Annotated in this window: 16 protein-coding genes; 9 read left to right on the forward strand and 7 right to left on the reverse strand. The window is 39.6% G+C overall.

Annotation, left to right across the window (positions count from 1 at the left end; translation table 11 throughout):
- The first annotated feature begins 10 nt into the window (after nt 1-10).
- Nucleotides 11-868, forward strand: a complete 858-nt coding sequence (locus tag ACHFIZ_RS01450) for an N-acetylglucosamine kinase (RefSeq protein WP_410882122.1) — start codon at nt 11-13, stop codon at nt 866-868.
- Here the strand turns inward: ACHFIZ_RS01450 and ACHFIZ_RS01455 are convergent.
- Nucleotides 865-1,062, reverse strand: a complete 198-nt coding sequence (locus tag ACHFIZ_RS01455) for a PID-CTERM protein-sorting domain-containing protein (RefSeq protein WP_410882124.1) — start codon at nt 1,060-1,062, stop codon at nt 865-867. The genes ACHFIZ_RS01450 and ACHFIZ_RS01455 overlap by 4 nt on opposite strands.
- Nucleotides 1,063-1,229: 167 nt before the next feature.
- Between ACHFIZ_RS01455 and ACHFIZ_RS01460 the strand changes: the two genes are divergently transcribed.
- Nucleotides 1,230-4,322 carry a LamG-like jellyroll fold domain-containing protein gene (locus ACHFIZ_RS01460; protein WP_410882126.1) on the forward strand — a complete coding sequence of 1,031 codons (3,093 nt, stop codon included), beginning with the start codon at nt 1,230-1,232 and terminating at the stop codon, nt 4,320-4,322.
- Nucleotides 4,323-4,383: 61 nt separating this feature from the next.
- On the opposite strand, the gene ACHFIZ_RS01465 is transcribed toward ACHFIZ_RS01460, so the two are convergent.
- Nucleotides 4,384-4,821: an RrF2 family transcriptional regulator gene (locus ACHFIZ_RS01465; RefSeq protein ID WP_410882128.1), complete on the reverse strand. Its 438-nt coding sequence runs from the start codon at nt 4,819-4,821 to the stop codon at nt 4,384-4,386.
- 58 nt (nt 4,822-4,879) lie between these two features.
- Between ACHFIZ_RS01465 and ACHFIZ_RS01470 the strand changes: the two genes are divergently transcribed.
- Entirely contained in the window at nt 4,880-6,205 is a 1,326-nt protein-coding gene (locus ACHFIZ_RS01470) for a sigma-54-dependent transcriptional regulator (RefSeq protein WP_410882130.1), read from the forward strand.
- On the opposite strand, the gene ACHFIZ_RS01475 is transcribed toward ACHFIZ_RS01470, so the two are convergent.
- Nucleotides 6,190-8,655 (reverse strand): ATP-binding protein, encoded by a 2,466-nt coding sequence (locus tag ACHFIZ_RS01475; protein WP_410882132.1) that lies wholly within the window; start codon nt 8,653-8,655, stop codon nt 6,190-6,192. The two genes, ACHFIZ_RS01470 and ACHFIZ_RS01475, sit on opposite strands and share 16 nt — an antisense overlap.
- A 294-nt stretch (nt 8,656-8,949) precedes the next feature.
- Between ACHFIZ_RS01475 and ACHFIZ_RS01480 the strand changes: the two genes are divergently transcribed.
- Nucleotides 8,950-9,174, forward strand: a complete 225-nt coding sequence (locus ACHFIZ_RS01480) for a hypothetical protein (RefSeq protein ID WP_410882134.1) — start codon at nt 8,950-8,952, stop codon at nt 9,172-9,174.
- 50 nt (nt 9,175-9,224) lie between these two features.
- Here ACHFIZ_RS01480 and ACHFIZ_RS01485 read toward each other — a convergent pair whose 3' ends face one another.
- On the reverse strand, nt 9,225-11,804 hold the full coding sequence (locus ACHFIZ_RS01485) for an ABC transporter permease (RefSeq protein WP_410882136.1): 2,580 nt from the start codon (nt 11,802-11,804) through the stop codon (nt 9,225-9,227).
- The gene (locus ACHFIZ_RS01490; protein ID WP_410882138.1) at nt 11,794-12,486 is read right to left on the reverse strand and encodes an ABC transporter ATP-binding protein; all 693 of its coding nucleotides are present in this window, start codon (nt 12,484-12,486) and stop codon (nt 11,794-11,796) included. The genes ACHFIZ_RS01485 and ACHFIZ_RS01490 overlap by 11 nt, the downstream gene beginning before the upstream one ends.
- Before the next feature lie 90 nt (nt 12,487-12,576).
- On the opposite strand from ACHFIZ_RS01490, the gene ACHFIZ_RS01495 reads away from it, so the two are divergent.
- Together ACHFIZ_RS01495 and ACHFIZ_RS01500 are read left to right on the forward strand one after the other, a co-directional pair.
- Nucleotides 12,577-13,260, forward strand: a complete 684-nt coding sequence (locus tag ACHFIZ_RS01495; protein WP_410882140.1) for an arylesterase — start codon at nt 12,577-12,579, stop codon at nt 13,258-13,260.
- 252 nt (nt 13,261-13,512) lie between these two features.
- Nucleotides 13,513-15,063, forward strand: coding sequence for a L,D-transpeptidase family protein (locus tag ACHFIZ_RS01500; protein WP_410882142.1), 1,551 nt, complete (start codon nt 13,513-13,515; stop codon nt 15,061-15,063).
- A gap of 3 nt (nt 15,064-15,066) precedes the next feature.
- Here the strand turns inward: ACHFIZ_RS01500 and ACHFIZ_RS01505 are convergent, their stop codons facing one another.
- Nucleotides 15,067-15,867, reverse strand: a complete 801-nt coding sequence (locus ACHFIZ_RS01505; RefSeq protein WP_410882144.1) for a murein L,D-transpeptidase catalytic domain family protein — start codon at nt 15,865-15,867, stop codon at nt 15,067-15,069.
- A gap of 220 nt (nt 15,868-16,087) precedes the next feature.
- Nucleotides 16,088-16,807: a DUF1080 domain-containing protein gene (locus ACHFIZ_RS01510; protein WP_410882146.1), complete on the reverse strand. Its 720-nt coding sequence runs from the start codon at nt 16,805-16,807 to the stop codon at nt 16,088-16,090.
- Between the two features lie 137 nt (nt 16,808-16,944).
- Here ACHFIZ_RS01510 and ACHFIZ_RS01515 point away from each other — a divergent pair, with 137 nt between their 5' ends.
- Genes ACHFIZ_RS01515 through ACHFIZ_RS01525 form a run of 3 tightly spaced genes read left to right on the forward strand, consistent with a single transcriptional unit; the run spans nt 16,945 to nt 21,510 of the window.
- Complete coding sequence (locus tag ACHFIZ_RS01515; RefSeq protein WP_410882148.1) at nt 16,945-17,505, forward strand: carboxymuconolactone decarboxylase family protein; 561 nt, start codon at nt 16,945-16,947, stop codon at nt 17,503-17,505.
- A 13-nt stretch (nt 17,506-17,518) separates the two neighbouring features.
- A complete protein-coding gene (locus ACHFIZ_RS01520; RefSeq protein ID WP_410882150.1) occupies nt 17,519-20,284 on the forward strand; it encodes a TonB-dependent receptor in 2,766 nt (921 codons plus the stop codon).
- A 5-nt stretch (nt 20,285-20,289) separates the two neighbouring features.
- The gene (locus ACHFIZ_RS01525; RefSeq protein WP_410882152.1) at nt 20,290-21,510 is read left to right on the forward strand and encodes an MFS transporter; all 1,221 of its coding nucleotides are present in this window, start codon (nt 20,290-20,292) and stop codon (nt 21,508-21,510) included.

Here is a 21,510-nt window from a genome sequence, read left to right on the forward strand (position 1 = left end):
AATTTAGCGAATGATTTTAGTAGCAGACAGTGGTTCTTCTAAGACCGATTGGATGGGATACAGCCCAGAAGGAAATATCACTTTTAGCACACAGGGGATTAATCCATATTTCCTAAATGCTAACGATATTCTTAAGATCTTTTCCAAGAAAAAGGAGTTCGCTGCATTTGCCGATGATGTCAAAGAAATATACTTTTTCGGTGCAGGCTGTTCTTCACCTGATAAGATTGAAGTAATATCAAACGGCATTTCTTCTTACTTTACTAAAGCTTATATATCTGTTGAACACGATCTTATTGGATCTGCATATGCTACTTGCGGTGACAAACCTGGATTAACCTGTATTTTGGGAACGGGATCAAATATCTCCTATTACGACGGAAAGGAAGTTCACAACGGATCACATGGTCTTGGCTATATATTGGGCGATGAAGGCTCAGGTACTCATTTTGGAAGAAAACTGATAACCAGCTATTTATATAATGAAATGCCAGCGGATTTAAGCTTTGACTTCAAAGAAATGTTCGGAATAGATAAGGAGAGCGTGATTACTAATGTTTACCTAAATGCAGCACCAAATATTTTTCTTGCTTCCGTAAGCCGTTTTATGGCAGACCGGACCTCACATCTATTTATTTTAAATATTTTAAAAGAAGGTTTTCAAGAATTTATAGATACAAATATCAAGGACTATCCTAATTATAAGGAACTAAATTGCCATTTCGTGGGTTCAATCGCTTTCTTTTATCAAGACATACTTAAGGAGGTCTGTAAAAAGAACCAGGTAACAATCGGAAAAATTCTCCAAAAGCCGATTGAGGGTATATATAATTATATCTTGAGGAAAGAAGGAATTCTTACACCCTAACTAATTTCGGATCCTTCTTCTTTTGTACCTCTAATTTTCTGAACGCCATAGTAAACACCTGCGACAAGCAAGATTACTATTCCGCCATCAATTGGCACATCCGGATCCCCACCAGGTAGTCCCGGATCATCCGCTCTTGAAACACCCGCGCTAAGTATTAATAACACGGAAAATAAATTCCGGAATGTCTTCATGACAGCAATCTCGAGAGTTTCATTTAACAAATACAACCTATAAGATATTTTTTATGGGTATTGGTTTCTTAATAAAATCTAGCTCAGCTTCGCTGAAACCATTGCTTTCCTACATGCTTCTTAAAAACCGACTGTTAATATTTTCCTTTTTAACTTTGTTCCCCGTAATGATTCAGGCACAAGCCTGGATGCCTGGCTTCAATTATCGCAGAAAATTGACTATAAACAAAAGCAAGGTAAGTGCCAAAGTCACTGTTTTCTTTCCCTCAACCACGATTTATACTGATCAAATCGATTTTCCAGTCTTCATTGAAATAATTGATAAGGGCCTGATTTTCAGGAACGGATCCTGTGGAAGTAAGATCCAGGACTCTGAAGGAAGAGATATTTCCTTTGCACTCAGTAGTGCTCCCAGCGTAGCACTCAATTTTCAGCTCGAGGAATACGATCCCGTTAGGGGTAAACTGCGGTGCTGGATCAAGATAAGTAGCTTATCTGCAAATAAAACGACTACTCCCGCTACAGAAATATATTTATACTATGGGGGATCGGTCTTACACAATGCAAAGTCTTTGGCAGCTCTCCAAACTTGGAATAGTGACTACAGTAAGGTTTGGCACATGAACGCTATTTACCAACAGGTAGGTATTCATCAAATGAATCTAACTCCTACTAACAACAGTTCAACTTTTACAGAAGGGAAGCTAGCGACGAGCACAGCCTTTAACGGGACATCTTCTGCTTATGTTGGGGCTAACGAGATAAATACTTCTGTAACAATTTCTGCATGGCTTAAAATAAATGCTTTCGGAACTGAGCAAATGATATTGACGAACGATAGTTCCGGAGCAGGAGGTTTTCAGTTAAAAGTCAATGCGGCAGGTAAATTAGTCGTGCAGACTTTTAGCGGTTTAAGTCCACCAACTGTATTGATAAGCTCTTTGATAATGCAGGAAACCGGAAGGTGGTATTATCTGTGGGTAACGATATCTCCAGGAAATGTGACGCTTTACATTGACAATTCAATCGTTCTGAGCAGTGCCCAGTCAATCATACGCCTAGGCCTTGGTGGCCGAACCAGTATTGGGGCAAGCAAGCAAAAAGACAAGTATTTAAATGGCCAGATTGATGAATTAAGGATTCAAAAAACAGTTATTTCTAAGGAATGGATGGCTACTTGTTATGCAAATCAATTTGACCCCAAGGGTTTTTACACTTTGGGGATTGAAGAATACAACACCGGTGGTTTTTCACGTTTCGTTGGGACCAATAATCAATGGAATTTGTCCAGCAACTGGACTGGAAATGTGGTCCCAACTGCCAATTCCAATATACTTATACCCGCTGGAAAAAAAGTTTTATCTACTTCAAACATAATTTTTAGTAGGCTTGTCGTGGAATCTGGAGCCACACTGGAAGTAGGTAGCGACTTGAGATTCACATGCCGGGCTGCCATTGCAAATAACGGAATGATTAAAGTTAATGAGGGAGCTGTGTTACGATTTGGAGGTGATGTGGTAAATGATGGGCAGCTAATTTCTACAGGCACATCATCGAAAGTGGTGTTTGATGGCTCAGGAGCAGAACAAGAATATTCTGGAGCGGGATCAGCTATTAGCAGTGTGTTAGAAAATAATCAGTCCAATAGCTTAAATACTTTACTGCTGGCTGCTCCGTTCGAAGTTAACGGTTTCATAGACTTAAAGAAAGGAATACTTCAATCCGATCGCACTTTAATAATGAAAGCAACATCTCAAACTGCCACGGCATCGTTACTCCCCATAAATACTTCAGTTGCTTCCGTTGTAGGCGATGTAATCGTTGAACAATATATTTCGGGTGGGTATCCCATTCCAGCTACCGCGAGGGGTTGGAGATTATTAAGTTCACCGGTATACAGCTCAAATACGGCAGAGCCTAAAAGTTACGACAGCCGATCCTTTAAGGAAGGAATTTTTGTAACCGGAAATGGTGGCATTATAAATGGGTTTGATGCTTCCCCTTTGAATAACGCAACCATTTATACGCATGATCAATCGTTGAACGGCACATTGTCTCAGAAATATGTTGGTATTGATAGCATTGATCAAAAGGTTGAAATTGGAAAAGGAGTTTATGTATTTTCAAGAGGAAGCCGACATGCAGTGAATGCCTTCGTGAATCAAATTCAAACCCAACCATTCATAAATCCACAACCCTATGTCCTAAAACATGTTGGTAAACTTTTCGTAGGAGACTTAACCATATCCCTTGCCAATAAAGATATGAGGAATGTAAGTGACGGATTCAACCTAATTGGTAACCCGTACAGCGCAAGTGTTAAATGGGGGGATGTCAGAACCGAGAAAACCACTGGATTCATTTGGCAGTTTGACCCATTAAATGCGGCTTATATTGTAGATGACTCGCCAAATATAATCATACCTTCTGGAACAGGATTTTTCGTCAAAGTTGCAACGGGAGAGAAGTCTGGTAAACTGACGTTCTCTGAAACCTCAAAGTATAACTTTTCTACACCATTAGTCCCGCTACTACAGTCTTTGAAAAGTAGTACCAGCTCCATAGTAAAGAACGGACTTGATTTAAAAATTATCCTCAGCAGAGATAAGTTTGAACAACCGTATGTATTAAAATTGACCGACGAAGGTTTTGAGGGAGTTAATGATTTGGACGCTTTGAAAATCGGCGAAGGTCATGTAAATATTTCCTCTGTCGTGGATCAGCAACAGCTGTCAATTGATAGCAGGCAACACTCAGCAGAAGCTAAAGTCATTGATTTAAACGTAACAGGAACTGAATCGGGAGCATATAAACTCCAATTCGAATCGTCATTTGATCAAAATAATTTGCAGATTAAGCTAATTGACACTCACCTGAATATTGAAAAACAGATGAAAGCAACGGATAAAACTTACAACTTTTCGATAGACAAAACAGCGCCGGGAAGCGCTGGAAATCTACGCTTTAAAGTGCTGGTGGAACAGACTAACAAGACATCTATTCCAACAGAAAATCTTAAAGTGTATCCCAATCCTTTTAGAGATAAAATTACCGTACAAATAGCTGAGGATCACAAAGAAAGCATAAACATTGTAGTTACAGATATACTAGGTAAAGTGGTTTGCAGAAATCAGATCGGAGTTGGCACTTATCGGCTCGCCATAGATACAGAAGCGTTCCGTAAGGGGATCTATTTGCTACAACTAATTAGCGAAAAAACAAGAACGGTTAAGACGACGTTGAAATTGATAAAACTTTAGAATTAAAGATATATTATCGAGGATTTAAAGATTTCAAAAATAGTAGCTTTTACAGAGCTCGTTAAAAAGCTGGAAGTTTATCCGTTTCACGCGCTATAACATCGGCAATAGAAGTCTGAGCAAGAACGTTTAAAGTGGCGTCCCGAACATCAATAAACGTTTTCCGAATACCACATGTAACCTCATCATGGCATTCATCACACTTTCTGTAGAATTTTAAACTGGCACATGGAACCATGGCAATAGGCCCATCGGTAATACGTAGAATATCGGCCAAATAAATATCCTTAGGATCCTTATTTAAACTGTACCCGCCTCCAGCACCCTTTTTGCTATATAAATATCCTGCATTTCGCATATCAAGTAGGATTTGTTCTAAGAATTTCCTCGGAATCATCTCCATTTCCGCCAGTCTGACGATTTGCATAGGTGGATTCCCTGCATTCTTACCAAGAGCTACAAGTGCTTTAATTGCATATTTCGTTTTCTTAGATAGCATATATAACAAAGCTAAGAAAAGAATTAGGTATTTTTGTCGTTCTAGATGCAGAATCCCCATGGCACGAATACTGATTATCGAAGACGACCGTACATTTTCCCAAATATTGGGGGGCTTTTTGAAAAAGCACAATCATGATCCACACATTACCTATAACGTTGGAAAGAGTCTTGAAATACTAGAAAAGCAGAATTTCGATCTGCTTTTGGTTGACTACAGACTTCCCGATGGAACCGGCCTTGAAGTTCTGACTTACCTTAGAGATAAAGGAATACCAACACCAATAATTATCATGACCAGTTTTAACGATGTCAAAACTGCGGTTAAATCTATTCAGTTAGGAGCTATGGATTATATCACAAAGCCCGTCAATCCAGACGAGCTATTGATGTTATTGGATAATGTTCTCAAGATACCTGAGCCATTCACTACAAACTCTATTGAGCACGCAGATGCAATTAAAGGTAAAAGCGCAACTGCTGATAAATTATATGAGCACATTGCTTTAGTAGCCCCTACTGATATGTCTGTTATTATTATGGGTGAGAGTGGTACCGGTAAAGAATACGCTGCACGTGCTTTGCATATGCAAAGTAAAAGGAAAGAAAAACCATTTGTGGCAATTGACTGTGGTGCTCTTTCAAAAGATCTGGCTGCGAGCGAACTTTTCGGACATGCCAAGGGGGCATTTACAGGTGCAGCAAACGACAAGCAAGGTCAGTTTGAGGCAGCCAATGGCGGGACACTTTTTTTAGATGAAGTCGGCAACCTCAGTTACGAAATTCAAATAAAACTACTTAGAGCTTTACAGGAAAAGGTCATTCAACCTTTAGGAACCACTAAAAGTGTAAGGGTAGATGTTAGAATTATTACGGCAACAAACGATGATTTAAAAAATAGCGTTACCAACAATACTTTTAGAGAGGATCTTTACCACCGACTAAATGAATTCAAGATTCAATTACCACCGTTAAGAGATAGAGGTAAGGACTTAGAGATTTTTATTAAACATTTCATAAAGCAATCAAATGCAGAACTGGAAAGAAATGTAACCAGCATTTCAGCCGAAGCTAAAGCTATTCTATTAAAATACGACTGGCCAGGTAATCTCAGAGAACTAAAAAATGTAATCAAGAGAATGGTCTTGCTTACAGCGGATGAAGTAGCATTGGAACAATCGCTTCCGGAAGAAATGATCCTTTCCATAGGCAGGGACACAAAGCCAAGTGGTTCTGATCTAAAGGCAATCAATGAAGTGAATGAGAAAACACTTATTCAGGAGACTTTAATCAAGGTAAAACACAATAAATCAAAGGCTGCAAAATTACTGAATATTGACAGGAAGACCCTTTATAGCAAAATCGAACGCTATGAAATTGAGTAGGGCATTAAGCGCTCAGTCTTAAACTTTTCGACAACGATACCAATATCCCTCAAGGAATTTAAGATTTCTTTTATTAAATTCTGTTCACTCACATCGCTATCACGCAATCTCAATTCGATATGCCTTAGAGAATGGGCTAACTCTGATATTCCTAACTGACCAATCCGGCCAGCAAGCCGATGAACTAGCAGTGTCACTGTTTCCCAATCATTTAGGCGAATGGACTCTAAAACAAGCCGTTCATCATGCTCACAATCTTGACAAAAACCCTGGATAATGTTTTCCAGCAGGACAGGATCATTCAAGGTCATCTTTCTTAAAACATCTAGATTAATTTCTAGTTCATCGGTTACAGCTTCCAAAACATCTTCTGCTTTGAAAGGCTTCATTAACAGGGCATCAAATCCCTTGCTTAGAATTTCACCTTGTTCAGATGGCAACACCTGAGCAGTCATAGCTATGATTCCTACACCCAACGGAATCTTGGTCCTCATGAGTCCGCATAGCTTCGTTCCGTCCATCTCAGGCATTCTCATATCCATCAGTATACAAGACAAATCTTTAGGTATTGGCGTCCTAAGAACTTCTAAGGGAGAACTGAAACTCTTATAGTCAATTTGATGATTTTGTAAAATAATCTCACATAAATTGACAATTAACGGGTCGTCTTCTATGATCCATACACTGCCTACAGATCTTCTAACTTTTACTACTCCTTCTTCAGTAGGTTTGTCAATGCTATTAACAATATTAAAAGCTAAAAATACTGTGAAAGTCGATCCTTTGCCATATTTACTTCTTAAGTAGATTCTACCATTCTGACTTTCAACTAAGGCCTTTACGATAGTCAGTCCGAGACCTGCGCCATCCTGATTGGCCACTCCTCCTCTCCCTGATTTGGACTGCTCAAATTCGTTAAAGACGACCCTTGCATCAGCGTCAGACATTCCAATTCCGGTATCTTTTACAATAAAAGTGAAATATGCCTGATCTCTTCTTACCTTGTTTTCCACCGATAACGTGATCTTCCCGGCATCAGTGAACTTTATTGCATTTCCAAGTAAATTCAGCAGTATTTGCTTGAGCCTAAACCCGTCCCCTTCAACAAGCCCAACATCGACAACATCAAAATTTGTAACAAGATCTAATGATTTGGCAACAGCTTGCGGTCTCATCACGGAAACAACTTCTTCTAGTAAGTTACTCATCCTGAAAGGCCTGACTTCAAATGTAAATTTCCCAGAGATTATCCTATTATAATCAAGTACCTCATTAACGATCTGCAATAAATGTTCGGAAGATTGATTGATTGCTCGTACATAATCTTCATCATATTTCCGTTCGTTCACTAGCAATTCGCTGTAACCGATTATTGACTGCAATGGGGTACGGATCTCGTGACTCATATTAGATAGAAAGCGTTGTTTTGCTAGTCCATGATACTCTGCTTCGTCTTTAGCAACTTCCAAATCATGCCTATACCTATTACTTCTGGTAATATCTGTAAGAATTAACCAGAGCAAAATAACTGTGATCAAGAAAAATGCAACCATCACAATAGTGATTCTATTTATCCCTGAATTCACAACCAGCCGGGCGCGTACAGCGTTAGATTCAATTTGATTTATAACTTCATTCTCAACCTTCCTAAGTACTTCCAACATCTGTGAAATCAAAACCCCATTCGCATTTGCCAATTTTGCTTCACGGTTGATAAAGCTTGTATTTCGCTGCCTTTGCGCCCGCTCGATATTCCTCAGAGATGCTTCCAAACTTCTGGGTATCGCATCTTCAGGAGACAATGCAATCGTATCTACTTTTATTTTTCGCTCACTAATAATAGTGAATGATTTATCCTGTTCGTCTTTTTTCTTGCCAAATAGCCTTCCAAAAAAACTTCTCTGTTTATCCTCTTCCGGAGAGAAGGTAGTAGTAGATGTGCGTTCCTCAGTCGCCAAAACGGTGCTATCATTCACCGATGTTTTAGAGACCAATGAGTTTAGTTCCCTAACCTGACTAGAAAATGACTGATTGCTAACAAGACTCGCACGCACTTTCAGGTAATCCAGAAATTGTTTATCTCTTTCTACTAAAAGTGTCTTTATGGTTTTTAATCTGATAACCTGAACCGAATCACTGGGATTTAAATTAGCAAGCGAATCAAGTAACTTTCTCAATTGCAGAGACTCGGTAAAAAGCTTGTTATAGTTACCAGGGTTCTGGATTGCCTGTTTCTTTTGCTGCTGATCAAGACTACTTATTTTTCTCGAAATCGTATTTACAAGGCTTAGCCGCTGACTTGGTGCCGAAACATCATTTACAGTTATCAGCATCTCCCTAAAAACCACCTTGCTGATACTCCATGCAACAAATAAGGCAAAACAGGCTAAAGACAACGCTAAAATAATCTTACCTTTTGTTGCTTGAACGAAACTATTTTTTTGAGGCATTGTGAATAGAGTTTCATTAATAACGAAATTATATCGTTTGTGTTTTAACTGGCCTGTTCTCGGCGATATTTGATTCTATATTGAATGGGAGATAACCCCCTGAACCCTTTGAAGGTACCCTATAAACGTTTTGTTATCTGTATAGTATTTATCTTGATAATTTGTTTCAATAAACTACTAAACTCGTTTTGCAAACAGAGGTTCAGCCATTTATTGAGTTTGGAATCAAAAACTATTCCTCGTTTATAGGACTTAATTAAAACACTTTTAACGTATTGATGTTTAGAGGTATAGATGATAAATCTATCTCTAATCCCGATCGTTATGAAAACATTAAAAAACGAACAAAAATCGTCTTCAAATTATCCCTCTACTAGCTATTCATTCAAAAAGTTAAGTCATTATTTTCACCCTGATGATGATTTTCGCGAAGATCATTCCTGGGGAGAGAAATCCAGCGTTCGAGTTACTGGAAGATCAGCAAGGTCATTAGGATATGGTGCGAAACGTCTCAACTAATTGACCAATAACTGTACTTAAATTCCTTTCTATCTACCGCTCTCCCAGCTTTACTCTTTTAAAACTGCCAGGGGAGGCGCATCGAAAGCTTTGCGACTGCTTAAGACCCCTGTTAAAACGATTATCATAACTATCAATACGAATAATAGCAATATCGGTAAAAAGGGAGGAACGAATGAGGTGTCAAATGCAAATACGGCCAGTGTCCAACTTCCAATCATAGCTAAAAGAATTCCTGCTCCAGCTGCTAGCGCTCCTAGAAAAGTATATTCAACTGCAGTAATTTTTATGATTTGACTTCTGCTTGCACCAAGGGTTCGTAACAATACATTTTCTTTTAAACGCTGTCCCCTACTTGTCCTGATAGTTGATATCAAAACTACCCAACCAGTTGCCATACTAAATGCAGCCATAAACTGAATCACAAAACTGATTTTGGACAACAGATCTTCCAAGACCTTTAATATCAGGTCAAGATCAATAACAGAAACATTTGGAAAACTTTTTACCACAGAACCCTGAAATTTAGCAGATACATTACTGCCGGGCACACGGGTCATCAATACATGAAATTGAGGTGCATCTTCAAGTACCCCTGTAGGAAACACAATTCGAAAATTGGTCTGCATCCTTGTCCAATTTACTTCCCTGAAACTCCCTACAACTGTTGAAATTAGCAATCCTTGCACATTGAAAACGATGGAATCCCCAATATGCACGTTGATACCTCTGGCATAACCTTCTTCTAAGGATATCGGTATAGGTTGCTCAGGGAGAACCTTACCTGTCCAAATTCCATTAGTAATTTTTTCCGCTGAAGTGAGTGTATCTTGAAACGTTACTCTAAGTTCACCACGAAACGCACGTTCTGACGGACCGTTATTTTTCTTTTTGCTATTTGGTAAACTATCCGATTTCGGTAGATCGGAAAGAGATTTGCCATTTATCTTATCAATGCGGACGGTAATAACAGGAACCTCACTCAACACAGGTAAGCCGAACGATCTCGCTAAATTAGATACGGCTTTCTGCTGCGTATTTTGAATATCAAACAGCACCATATTAGCCTGATTCTTTCCTGATGACAAAGTCACACGTTTTATAAGCATACCCTGTACAAAAAACAAAGTACAAATAAATGCTGTTGAAAGTCCGATCGAAACCGTCAACATAAAAGTTTGATTATTTGGTCGGTGTAAATTCGCAAAGCCCTGCCTGTATAGATAGCTCAGAGATGTTGGAATTATTTTTTTTACTGACCACATTAGGAGATTAGAAAGACCAAACAAGGCTAAAAATGCGATGCCTATACCCAATGTGAAAGCACCTGCTTCCATCCAGTTATTCATTTGCAAACGTGTAAACAGTAATACAAATGCGCCCATTAAGATATAGGCTACCCAGACTAAAGGGTCCTGCTTACCTTTCTCCTCTTGAAAAGACTGCCTGATTGCATTAAGAGGAGACACTTTTCTTACTGATAATAATGACGGTAAAGCAAACAGTATCGAGATCACCATACCTAATAGAATTCCTTGGGTAACGGCTGACCAAGAAATTTCCATCGAAAGTTCAACGGGTAAGAAGTCTTTCAATACCACAGGCAACGCGAATTGAAGTAAAGTTCCAAGAATAGCACCCAATAAAGCACCAATGAATCCCATAAATACAATTTGAATGAGGTAAATCAGAAAAGCATCGCTCGCTTTCATCCCAAGACATCTCAATGTCGCAATAGCGCCAAGTTTTTCTTTTACATAGACTTGAACAGAGCTTCCAACACCTATGCAGCCAAGTAATAAAGATATAAACCCTGACAAGGCAAGAAATCTATTAACATCTTTAAATGATCTTCCAGTACTTTCCTTTCGGGATTCTACCGTCTCAATATCCAAATCCTCCTTTTCGAAAAACGGTTTTAACTGCTTGAGCGTTCTACCAAGCTCCTCTGTCTGATCAAACTTATAAAAATACTTGTACTGAATTCTGCTTCCAATTTTAGTGAGTCCAGTACTAGCAAGATATTGTAGAGGGATGTACACTATCGGAGCAACAGTTGAAGAAAGCCCAGACTGTCCTGGTGCTTTGTCCAATGATCCTTCAATTTTGAAGTTCAATGCCCCAATTTTTATGGAATCTCCAGGTTTCGCGTTATACTGAAGCATTACAGTTTTGTCTACCAAAGCTCCCCTGCCAGTTTGAAACACGGTTGCAGCCGATCTGGGTGTAGTCTCAAAGCTTCCATAGAATGGATAGTTTCCTTCGAGTGCTTTAACCTGAACCAACCTGCTTGCTGAGCCCTTTAAAAAATAGAGCATTGAAGCAAAGCTTCTTTCAGATGCCTTTTCAGAACCCAGGGTATCCAGTACGTGCTCAACCTTCGGATTCACCGGTGTTCTAGATTCCACAATTAAATCTGCTCCGGTCAGAACTTTCGCCTGTTCGTCAATATCTTTCTGCAAATTATCTTTAAATGAATAAACCGCAACCAATGCAGCGATTCCCAATATTATAGAAGACACGAATAGAAATAGCCTCGACTTATTATTACGGGCATCACGCCACGCCATAGTGAGTAGCCAAAGGAAACCCGGTCCCTTTTGATTCTTAATTGTACTTTTATTCTGCATTAATACTGTCTGACACTATTTTACCTCCTTTAATCTTTATTGTCCTGCCGGTTCTCATTGCCAAATCCAAATCGTGGGTTACTATAATCAAAGTCGTACCAGCATCCTTATTCAAATCAAACATCAATTTTTCAACTTTTTCACTCGTTTCAGCATCTAGGTTGCCAGTCGGCTCATCAGCAAAAAGGATAGCAGGTTTATTGGAAAAAGCCCTGGCTAAGGAAACCCGTTGCTGTTCGCCACCAGAAAGTTGAACTGGATAATGATGGGACCTTTCAGCTAATCCGACTTTTTCCAAAAGATCAAGTGCCATAGCTCTAATATCTTTTTCACCTCGGAGTTCCATGGGTACCATCACATTTTCCAAAGCTGTTAGTGTTGGCATCAGTTGGAAATTTTGAAATATAAATCCAATATTATGATTTCTTACAGCCGCTCGCTGATCTTCTGAAAGATCATCTAACTGGACCCCATTTAGTACAACAGAGCCAGATGTGGCATTATCTAGTCCTGCACAAAGGCCTAGCAAAGTAGTCTTTCCACTTCCCGAAGGCCCGGTAATGGAAACTGTCGAACCCTTTTCAACAGAAAAGTTTATTTCCTCCAGTACTTTAAGGGGCTTGCCGCCACTTTTGTATATTTTGCTAACGCACTGAACGTCTAATATTGATTCTATAGGCATGTATTCTTGTTTAAACTAAATGCACAATGTTTTGTTAAATATAGTAGACACCAGATTTAAAGCCTAATTTTAGAAATATATTACACTCCTATGTCGTTCAGATTTTTCTACACTTTATTAATTGCCTTAAGCCTGGTTTTGTTTTCATGTAACAATAAACAGACTGAGAACAAGAGCGAAAACCGAAAAGATACATTGGCTAACGCCTCAGAATATGCAACTCCCGCACAAAACATCCTTTTTTTCGGTACGTCTTTAACTGCGGGATATGGACTGGATCCTGGTGAGGCATACCCTGAATTGATTCAGCATCAATTAGACTCATTGAAACTCCCTTACACAGCAATTAACGGCGGATTGAGTGGTGAAACATCTGCAGCAGGTAAGGGAAGGGTCGACTGGCTATTAAAGCAACCCATATCGATTTTTGTATTAGAACTAGGTGCTAATGATGGTTTGAGGGGAATTCCAGTAAACGAGACTACAGCTAATTTACAGGCAATCATTGAGAAAGTGAAAAGAAAATATCCAGAAGCAAAATTGATGTTAACTGGCATGGAGGTTCCTCCAAACATGGGTGATAAATACGCATCTGATTTTCGCAATATGTTTAAATCCCTTGCAGCGAAGAATCAAATGACCTTTCTGCCTTTCCTTTTGGAAGGCGTTGCCGGAATCCCTAATCTAAATCAAAATGACGGTATCCACCCAACTGCTGTAGGTCAAAGAATCGTCGCTAAAAACGTTTGGTTAAAATTAAAACCTCTTCTTTAGTAAAACCAATTTCAGCCAAACGTTAAGCATATAAAAGTGGAGTTTAAATCGGACAACATAAATCATGGAATAGGCCTGAGCTTTCATTTCTTGACAGGAGTCATTGCCGATGTGATAAAGTAAAAGTTTATGGCAGACCGGTGGTGTCGCCGTTGCACCAGACGGAGCATTGTTGGTTGCAGACGACGCTAGCAGCACCATATGGAGAGTTGCAGCTAAATAATGTGGCATAGTTTTTCGTATTTGCATAATATGATTAAACAAACGTTAGCCAACCGCAAAACCATATTTCTATTTCTACTTGTGCTTACTGCATTCGTGGTAATACTCCCATCGTGTAAAAAGAAAGTACGTTCAGATATATCCAAAGTTCTTTTTGCTGAGACAAAGAATAAGGCTTTTAAAAATCTTAATGCAGATACTTTTGCTTTGATATTTCAAAAACTCATAGCGGCTAAAAAAACCAGTCTTACTAATCCTAAGCTAATCAGTTCATATTATGAACGTAACGATTATGAGCCAACCCTCGTGTTACAACATTTGCCGAAAGGCCAACTAAAAGCCGTTTCAGACTATTTAGGAAGATCAGGAGAACATGGATTAGACCCTAAGATCTTTAATGCAGAGGCAATCAAACAAATGGTCAACGAATTTTATGATAAACGTGAGATTAAATCTCCTGAGCAAGCATATTCAGAATTGGCGAAGTTGGAATTGACAATGGCTAACGCGCTAATAAATTATAACAATGCATTACAATACGGAATTTTAAGCCCTAGAAAAATCTACGCTAACTACTATACTGAAACTAAAAGGCCAGATAGCACAACTATGTTACAAGTATTTGCAGCGAAGAATATCAAATCATTTCTAGATAGCATACAACCCAAAGACCCTCAGTATACCGCATTACAAACAGCACTTCATACGGGAACAACTGGAACTGGGATGAATGAAATAGATTTTAATCGCATCCTTAAGGCAAATCTTGAAAGGCTTAGATGGAAAAATAAGCCTACTCAAAACAAGTATGTGCAGGTTAACATAGCAGACTTCAATCTTGATGTGATGGAGAACGGAAAGTCTATCCTTAACATGAAAGTTTGCGTCGGTGAGGGTCGTAATAAAGACTTTACTGCAGAGTTAAAGGAGTATGACGAAACCGGACTGAGTAAAGACAGGCCTTTTTCCAGAGAAACACCACAATTGAACAGTATGATCCATAGTGTTCAAGTAAACCCTGTCTGGAATATCCCTGAGAGCATTGCAACCAATGAAATTTCTAAATACGCTGCAAAAGATAGGTTCTACCTGTCAAATAAAAACATAGATGTTTATGAAAATGGAAAAATAGTTGAAGACCCAGAAACGATTGACTTTTCTGCTGCTGATGCGGGCTCCAAATATACTTTCAAACAACGCCCTGGAGATGATAATTCATTGGGTAAAATAAAGTTTCTTTTCAAAAATGATGAAGCGGTTTACCTACATGATACTCCAGCAAAATCTGCTTTCAATCTGTCGGTGAGAGCCGTGAGTCATGGTTGCGTCCGGGTGGAAAAGCCACTTGAACTGGCAAGAGTTCTTTTTGGAGAAGGTGAAAAATTTACTACGATTGATAAACAAATGCAAAGCGAAAAACCTGAGGCTAAAGACATCGTTCTTAAACCTCAAGTTCCTGTTTACTTAACTTATTTCACTGTGTGGGCTGATACTGCGGGAAAACTGCAGTTCAGAAAAGATGTGTACGGTTTAGACATTGTACTCGACAGTTATCTACAAAGGTTAACTGCTGGAAAATAATAGCTAGTTGTTGGATATGATAGCTGCCGTATCAACAAAGCCGGCACCCTTAGTATTTACCATTGCAAGATCTGTCGCAAAATGATGATCAAGAAATTTCGAGGTATAATGCTGATCGTTACCATTTATAAATAGGACGGTTTTTCCTTCTATGGTATTAATAACCAAATCAGCGAGTTCAGGAGCGACGGCAGGACAACCCTGGCTTCTTCCAAGTCGGCCTAAGGCATTTATAGTGCCCTGACCAACATAAGACGCTCCGTGAACGACAATCGAACGCATACGGGCGTTGTCGTTATAGCCTGCATCCATTCCGTCGAGCTTCAATGATCTACCATGTTTTCCGGAATATACCTCGCCTGTAACATAAAACCCAAGACTGCTTTGGAAAGAGTCATTCACATTTGAAAAACGTGTGGCCTTATCAGAACCACTTCCGTTTCCATGGGCAACCCAGGTATTTAGCAACAATTGTTTCTTATCTAGGTCAATTATCCAAAGACGTTTAGCAGTGCTAGACTGTTCCATATCAGCGATAGTAATGATTGACTTGGAGTTTGACAACTTTCCAGACATTTTTAAGTTGTAAAAACCAGTAATGGCCTTTTCAAATACAGCTTTATCGAGTCCAGCGAAGGCAAGATGCGTGGTATCATAAAGATCATTGACATACTTGTTATACAATGAAACCTCCGATGCCGAACGCATGATTCTTCCATACTCCACCGGAGACTTCCAACTCAAGGTAAAAAGCGAAAAAGTGAGTAAAAGAACACCTGCTCCGCCTAAAATGTATTTTCTCATAGAATCTGTTTTTGTAACTCTGTGTGTTTATACTTGTTTAGGTAAGTTTGCGTCAAATAGATGGGTTTTGTTTAAAATTTTAATTTCTAATAAGACAAAGGTACGAAAATGTTACAGGACAAGATGTGTAAATTATCGGTTTTACTTACTAATGACTTACTTTGGCCTAGTCAATGGCTTTAGATAAAACGCATTGATTAGACCTTTATTTTACTTGCTACTATAATGATTTAATTTTAATATTTCTCCATTGAGTGGATCCTGGATGTTCTTGTAAGGCAATTTTTCCCTTTGCTACTTTAGCAAAATTCGAGAAATATTTATCTTTGAACTTACTGTTAGCGATAAGCTTGTTCCAATCGTCACTTCCAATTTGTCCTTCAAATGTTTTAATTCCGTTCAAATAGAAAGTAAGATGTCCCTTATTTTGTATCAATCTAACTTTATTCCACTCGCCTACAGGAACTGGTTTTGAAACACTTGCATCTCCAGACATGTCATAAAGGCAACCAGCCAAGTGATTTTCTTTCTTATTATCATCCGCATTAATATTATCAAGCACCTGCATCTCCGGACCAGTTGCATAGGTCGCAGAGTATTTTGGATCTTCCTGAATATCGAAAATTATTCCGCTATTGCTTCCCTTTCTAACCTTCCATTCCAGATTTAGCTCATAATTTTCATAGGCTTCATCGGTAACAATATCGCCTCCACCACTTCTAGGTTTAGTTTCATCAAATACGATAGCTCCATCTACTACCTGCCATTTCGAGCCAACAGTGTCTTTAAGATAGGTATGCCACCCTTTGGTTGTCTTACCATCAAATAGAAGCTTCCAGCCTTCTTTTTTCTCTTTTTTAGTTAATGTGTTGGGTTGTTGAGCGAATGCCGAAGTACAGAATAAAGCAAGGGCCACAACAGCAGTTAATGTTTTTTTCATGTGTTTAAAAGTTTATAAAGACTAAGGTAGTCCAAAAAAATAATATATCATTTCGATCGCTAAATCTTTACAGAATTCGATTACTTAAATATTAATTCTATTTTAGATTAACCAAAACAAACCATTTATTAATTTTTATGCCATTTATCGAATTGGAAGACCATTTACCTGGTATCACTGGGCTATTGGAGTATAGCAAACCTTCGGCACAGCCGATACGGGATTTAACTCAATTTTTGCTTCGCGGACCATCCTCTTTGTCTCAAACAGACAGGGAATTAATAGCTACCATAGTGTCTCATGGTAATGAATGCACTTTTTGCACAACAGCCCATACCGCTGCTGCAGATCTTCTTGCCGGTGAAAATGAAACTGCCAAAAAAATAAAGGAGAATATCGATACCGCCCCCGTTAGCGATAAGATGAAAGCGCTTTTACACATTGCCCTGAAAACAAGAGAGAGCGGAAAAAGCGTTACCAGAGAAGCAATAGATGCTGCTAAGCAAGCCGGAGCAACCGATATTGAAATTCATGATACCGTATTAATCGCGGCACTATTCTGCCTCTACAACAGATATGTAGATGGGTTGGGCACTACACTTCCCTCAGATCCTAATTATTATAATGTATTAGCCGATAGGTTAGTTAATCATGGGTATACCCGCCTGCCACAAGGCTATGAACACTTAAAGAAATAAACAAACTAAAAATATGAAAAGACTCTTGCCCTTTTTACTACTATTCTACTCTTTTAATTCAATCGCCCAGGTTACTAAAATTACAGGAAAAATTACCTCTGCAGACAATTCAACACCGCTGAACAGCGTCAGCATCAAAGTAAAAGAAAAGGTATCCGGTACAATTTCCAATTCGAATGGCACATTTAGTTTAAACTACAATGGCAAACTACCCATAACTGTTGTCATCACAGCGGTAGGTTTCAAAACTAAAGAAGTCGTAATCACTTCAGCCAATCAAGATTTAGCCGTTACGCTTAACCCGCAAACAGTCATGCTCAACGAGGTCGTATCGTCCGCAGCGCGGGTTAGTCAAAACATATTACAATCGCCAGTGAGCATTGAAAAAATGTCATTAAAGACGATTAAAGAAAACCCATCTTTTACATTTTATGATGGCTTACAAAGTCTTAAAGGCATGGAAGCTGTTACCAGCAGCATCACTTACAAGCAGGTAAATACCAGGGGATTCAACACCACTGGTAACTCCAGATTCCTACAACTTATTGACGGGGTAGACAATCAAACCCCAGGTCTAAACTTTGCTATCGGAAACCTTTTCGGCGCATCAGACATCGATATTGAGTCTGCAGAAGTTATCCCAGGAGCCGCCTCAGCACTTTACGGTCCTGTTGCCTTCAATGGCTTGCTGAGCTTGAAGTCAAAAGACCCCTTCACCTATCAGGGACTATCGCTACAAGTGAAAACAGGTATTAATCATGTAGGCGAAAGCTTCGCTGATCCAAAAGGGCTCTACGACTTCGCACTAAGATATGCAAAGGCTTTCAATGACAGATTTGCTTTTAAAATCAACGCCTCTTATTTAACCGGCGTTGACTGGTATGCGAACAACTATACAGATGTAAGCACTTCAACTGCGGCAAATTTGCGTGGTCCAAATAACCCGGGCCGGGATGGTTTAAACATCTATGGTGACGAAGTATCAAGAAGTCTAACAGGCATAGGAGTAGTTTCCCGTACAGGTTATGAAGAAAAAGATTTAATGAATTATAACGTCTACAGTCTTAAATTGAACGGCGCACTACATTATCGCATATCTGATGATATAGAGGCAATCTACCAATATAACTTTGGCAAGGGTACAGCCAGTTACACAGGGAGCAGTCGATTCGACCTCAACAATTTTGTGCTTCAAACCCACAGGGCAGAACTGAGAGGCAGCAAATTTTTCGTTCGCAGTTACGTGGTCTCTGAGAATTCTCATGACTCCTACAACACACGTTCACTCGCCCAGTTTATCAACCGCGATTGGGTGAAAGATCTTGCTGGAAATACAGTTGCCCCAGCTGTTGCAGATAATACCTGGTTTACCAGATATGCAGCAGCCTTCAACGGAACGGCAAGCGGCGTTACCGCAGCCAACCACCCTGCAGCGAGAGCATTTGCAGATCAGGGAAGGTTTATTCCAGGAACCGCTGACTTTGATCAATCAAAAGATGTTTCAATCCATAAGTATGGATTGAGTGGTGCTGGCGTATTCAGTAACAGTAGGTTTTATCATACGGATGGTCAATATGACTTTTCAAGTGCAGTAAAAGTTGTTGAGCTTCTTGCGGGCGGCAGTTTCCGTAATTACAAGATGTTCACCAACGGAAGCCTTTTCGACGATAAAGAAAATAAAATAGGCATCAAAGAATATGGCGCTTTCCTTCAGGCAGGCAAAAAATTGCTGGATGATAAGCTTAAATTAACTGCCTCCATTCGTTATGATAAAAACGAGAACTTTAAAGGCAACTTCACTCCTCGTTTATCAGCAGTATACACGTTGAATAAAGTTCACAACTTTAGGGCCTCCTACCAGACCGGATTTAGAAACCCAACTCCGGTTGATCAGTTCATCCACCTGAATGTTGGCCCCATCACAATCCTTGGCGGTGCACCAAGTAATAGTGCCGGACTAAATGTATATGAAAACTCATTTACAGCAGCATCCGCTAATGTATTTGGACCAGCCGTTGGGGCGGCAATTGGAGGAGGAACACCTCCGCCCACAGCTATCAACCAAAACAAAGACCTTTTGGTGAAATCCAACGTTGCTTATATAAAACCTGAACAACAAAAAGCGTTTGAGATTGGCTACAAAGGCTTAATTAATGAAAAAATGCTGTTCGACCTGAACTATTACTACAGCACTTATACAGACTTTTTACTAAATACTGTAGTGCTAAGGCCTACAGCAAACGTTTTAGGTACAGATGGAAAGATAAATCCAGCTGCTGCTGCTGAAGTTGCAAACAGAACGGTTAGTGCTTTCCAACTGTACACTAATGCAACCGATAAGGTATCCGCTCAGGGTGTAAGCGCGGGGATTACGTACCTGCTAAATGGCGGTTTTATAGCTGGGGGAAATGCTACGCTTTCGTCTTTCAACCTCGGCTCTGCTAATATCAATAACATTGCTCAATTTAATACCCCGAAATACAGCACAAACGTAACTTTTGGGAACGCCAATGCTTACAAAGATTTTGGTTTTAATGTCGCCTGGCATTGGCAAAGTGCATTTGATTGGTATGGCACTTTTAACGGAGTTAGGCCAGGTAGAATACCAGCCTATTCTATGGTTGATATACAGCTAAATAAAAAGCTGGCAAAAGCAAATACCACCATCAAATTAGGTGGAAGCAATGTCTTAAATAAGCGAATCTCGCAAGCATACGGATCCCCTGCTGTAGGTGCGATCTACTATGTAGCATTAGTGTTTGACAATCCTTTGAAATAGCTGTTATGGAAAATATTAAACATAACCGCAGCTATCTTACGCTACTTTTTATACTATGTTTTATAAGCAGTGCCCTTGGGGGTACTGTTTCAACATTAATGTCTGTATACCTACCTGTAGTTGTAAAAGACCTTCAGGGTGATCTCAGTGCTGATGAACTGAATAATGTAAGTGGCCTTATTAATGCACTCTTTATTTTCGGATGGGCATTTGGAGGATTCACCTGGGGATTGATCAGTGATAGAATAGGCAGAAAAAGTGCTTTACTTTACGCAATTGCCTGCTATGGCGTATTCACGGTGCTAACCGGATTAATGCCGCAGTGGACAGGCATACTAATCTGTCGCTTTTTAAGTGGCTTTGGTGTAGGTGGTGTTCTTGTAGTCTCCTTTACCTTATTGAGTGAAGTATGGCCTTCGAAAAGTAAAGCTGTTGTCACCGGCATTATTTCCATAGCATTCCCAGTAGGTATTTTTTCAGCTGGTCTGATAAACTTTGTTGTGAGCTCCTGGCGAGAAGGATTCTTTGTAGGATTTTTACCTATTGCACTTGCCATACTTGGCTTCTGGATGCTAAAAGAGTCAGAGGTTTGGTTAGCTCACCGGGCAGAGAAGGCCCTCAGTAAAACCACATCTTTATGGTATTCTGCAAACAACAGAAGAGAGCTGTTAGTGGGCTCGCTGATGTTCGGCACAATGCTTATCGGCCTATGGGCGATTTTTTCCTGGCTACCAACTTGGGTACAAAGCTTAATTGCTACTGATGCTCCCAAAGAACGGGGATTGAGCATGATGTGCATGGGAATGGGCGGCTTAGCCGGAGGCTTCTTTTCTGGTTGGCTGGTTAATTTTATGGGCCTAAAGAAATCCATGTTGCTATGTTTTGCAGTATGCACAATTATGTCGTTTGTATTATTCAAAACCAATACCAGTTTCTCTCCCTTAATTTTTGCGGAAATTGCTGTTCTTGCACTTTTCTTTGGCGCGAGCCAAGGCGTACTTTCCGCATACATTCCGCAGCTGTTTCATACGGGAATACGGGCTACGGCCACCGGGTTTTGCTTCAATATCGGAAGATTATTTACTGGGACAGCCGTGTTATTTATTGGTGTTCTGGTAATCAAACTGGGAGGTTACGGCAATGCAATTTTCATCTTTTCAACTGTCTTCATTATCGGTTTCTTTGTTGTTCTGTTTGTAAAAGATAAAGCTAAAATTACTACCTAA

It is taken from the genome of Pedobacter sp. JCM 36344, assembly GCF_046546555.1.
GTDB lineage: Bacteria > Bacteroidota > Bacteroidia > Sphingobacteriales > Sphingobacteriaceae > Pedobacter.

What these genes read in the sequence shown, in the direction of transcription:
- ACHFIZ_RS01450 (WP_410882122.1), top strand. Translation starts at nt 11, where the DNA reads ATGATTTTAGTAGCAGACAGTGGTTCTTCTAAGACCGATTGGATGGGA.
- ACHFIZ_RS01455 (WP_410882124.1), bottom strand. Translation starts at nt 1,062, where the DNA reads ATGAAGACATTCCGGAATTTATTTTCCGTGTTATTAATACTTAGCGCG.
- ACHFIZ_RS01460 (WP_410882126.1), top strand. Translation starts at nt 1,230, where the DNA reads ATGATTCAGGCACAAGCCTGGATGCCTGGCTTCAATTATCGCAGAAAA.
- ACHFIZ_RS01465 (WP_410882128.1), bottom strand. Translation starts at nt 4,821, where the DNA reads ATGCTATCTAAGAAAACGAAATATGCAATTAAAGCACTTGTAGCTCTT.
- ACHFIZ_RS01470 (WP_410882130.1), top strand. Translation starts at nt 4,880, where the DNA reads ATGGCACGAATACTGATTATCGAAGACGACCGTACATTTTCCCAAATA.
- ACHFIZ_RS01475 (WP_410882132.1), bottom strand. Translation starts at nt 8,655, where the DNA reads ATGCCTCAAAAAAATAGTTTCGTTCAAGCAACAAAAGGTAAGATTATT.
- ACHFIZ_RS01480 (WP_410882134.1), top strand. Translation starts at nt 8,950, where the DNA reads ATGATAAATCTATCTCTAATCCCGATCGTTATGAAAACATTAAAAAAC.
- ACHFIZ_RS01485 (WP_410882136.1), bottom strand. Translation starts at nt 11,804, where the DNA reads ATGCAGAATAAAAGTACAATTAAGAATCAAAAGGGACCGGGTTTCCTT.
- ACHFIZ_RS01490 (WP_410882138.1), bottom strand. Translation starts at nt 12,486, where the DNA reads ATGCCTATAGAATCAATATTAGACGTTCAGTGCGTTAGCAAAATATAC.
- ACHFIZ_RS01495 (WP_410882140.1), top strand. Translation starts at nt 12,577, where the DNA reads ATGTCGTTCAGATTTTTCTACACTTTATTAATTGCCTTAAGCCTGGTT.
- ACHFIZ_RS01500 (WP_410882142.1), top strand. Translation starts at nt 13,513, where the DNA reads ATGATTAAACAAACGTTAGCCAACCGCAAAACCATATTTCTATTTCTA.
- ACHFIZ_RS01505 (WP_410882144.1), bottom strand. Translation starts at nt 15,867, where the DNA reads ATGAGAAAATACATTTTAGGCGGAGCAGGTGTTCTTTTACTCACTTTT.
- ACHFIZ_RS01510 (WP_410882146.1), bottom strand. Translation starts at nt 16,807, where the DNA reads ATGAAAAAAACATTAACTGCTGTTGTGGCCCTTGCTTTATTCTGTACT.
- ACHFIZ_RS01515 (WP_410882148.1), top strand. Translation starts at nt 16,945, where the DNA reads ATGCCATTTATCGAATTGGAAGACCATTTACCTGGTATCACTGGGCTA.
- ACHFIZ_RS01520 (WP_410882150.1), top strand. Translation starts at nt 17,519, where the DNA reads ATGAAAAGACTCTTGCCCTTTTTACTACTATTCTACTCTTTTAATTCA.
- ACHFIZ_RS01525 (WP_410882152.1), top strand. Translation starts at nt 20,290, where the DNA reads ATGGAAAATATTAAACATAACCGCAGCTATCTTACGCTACTTTTTATA.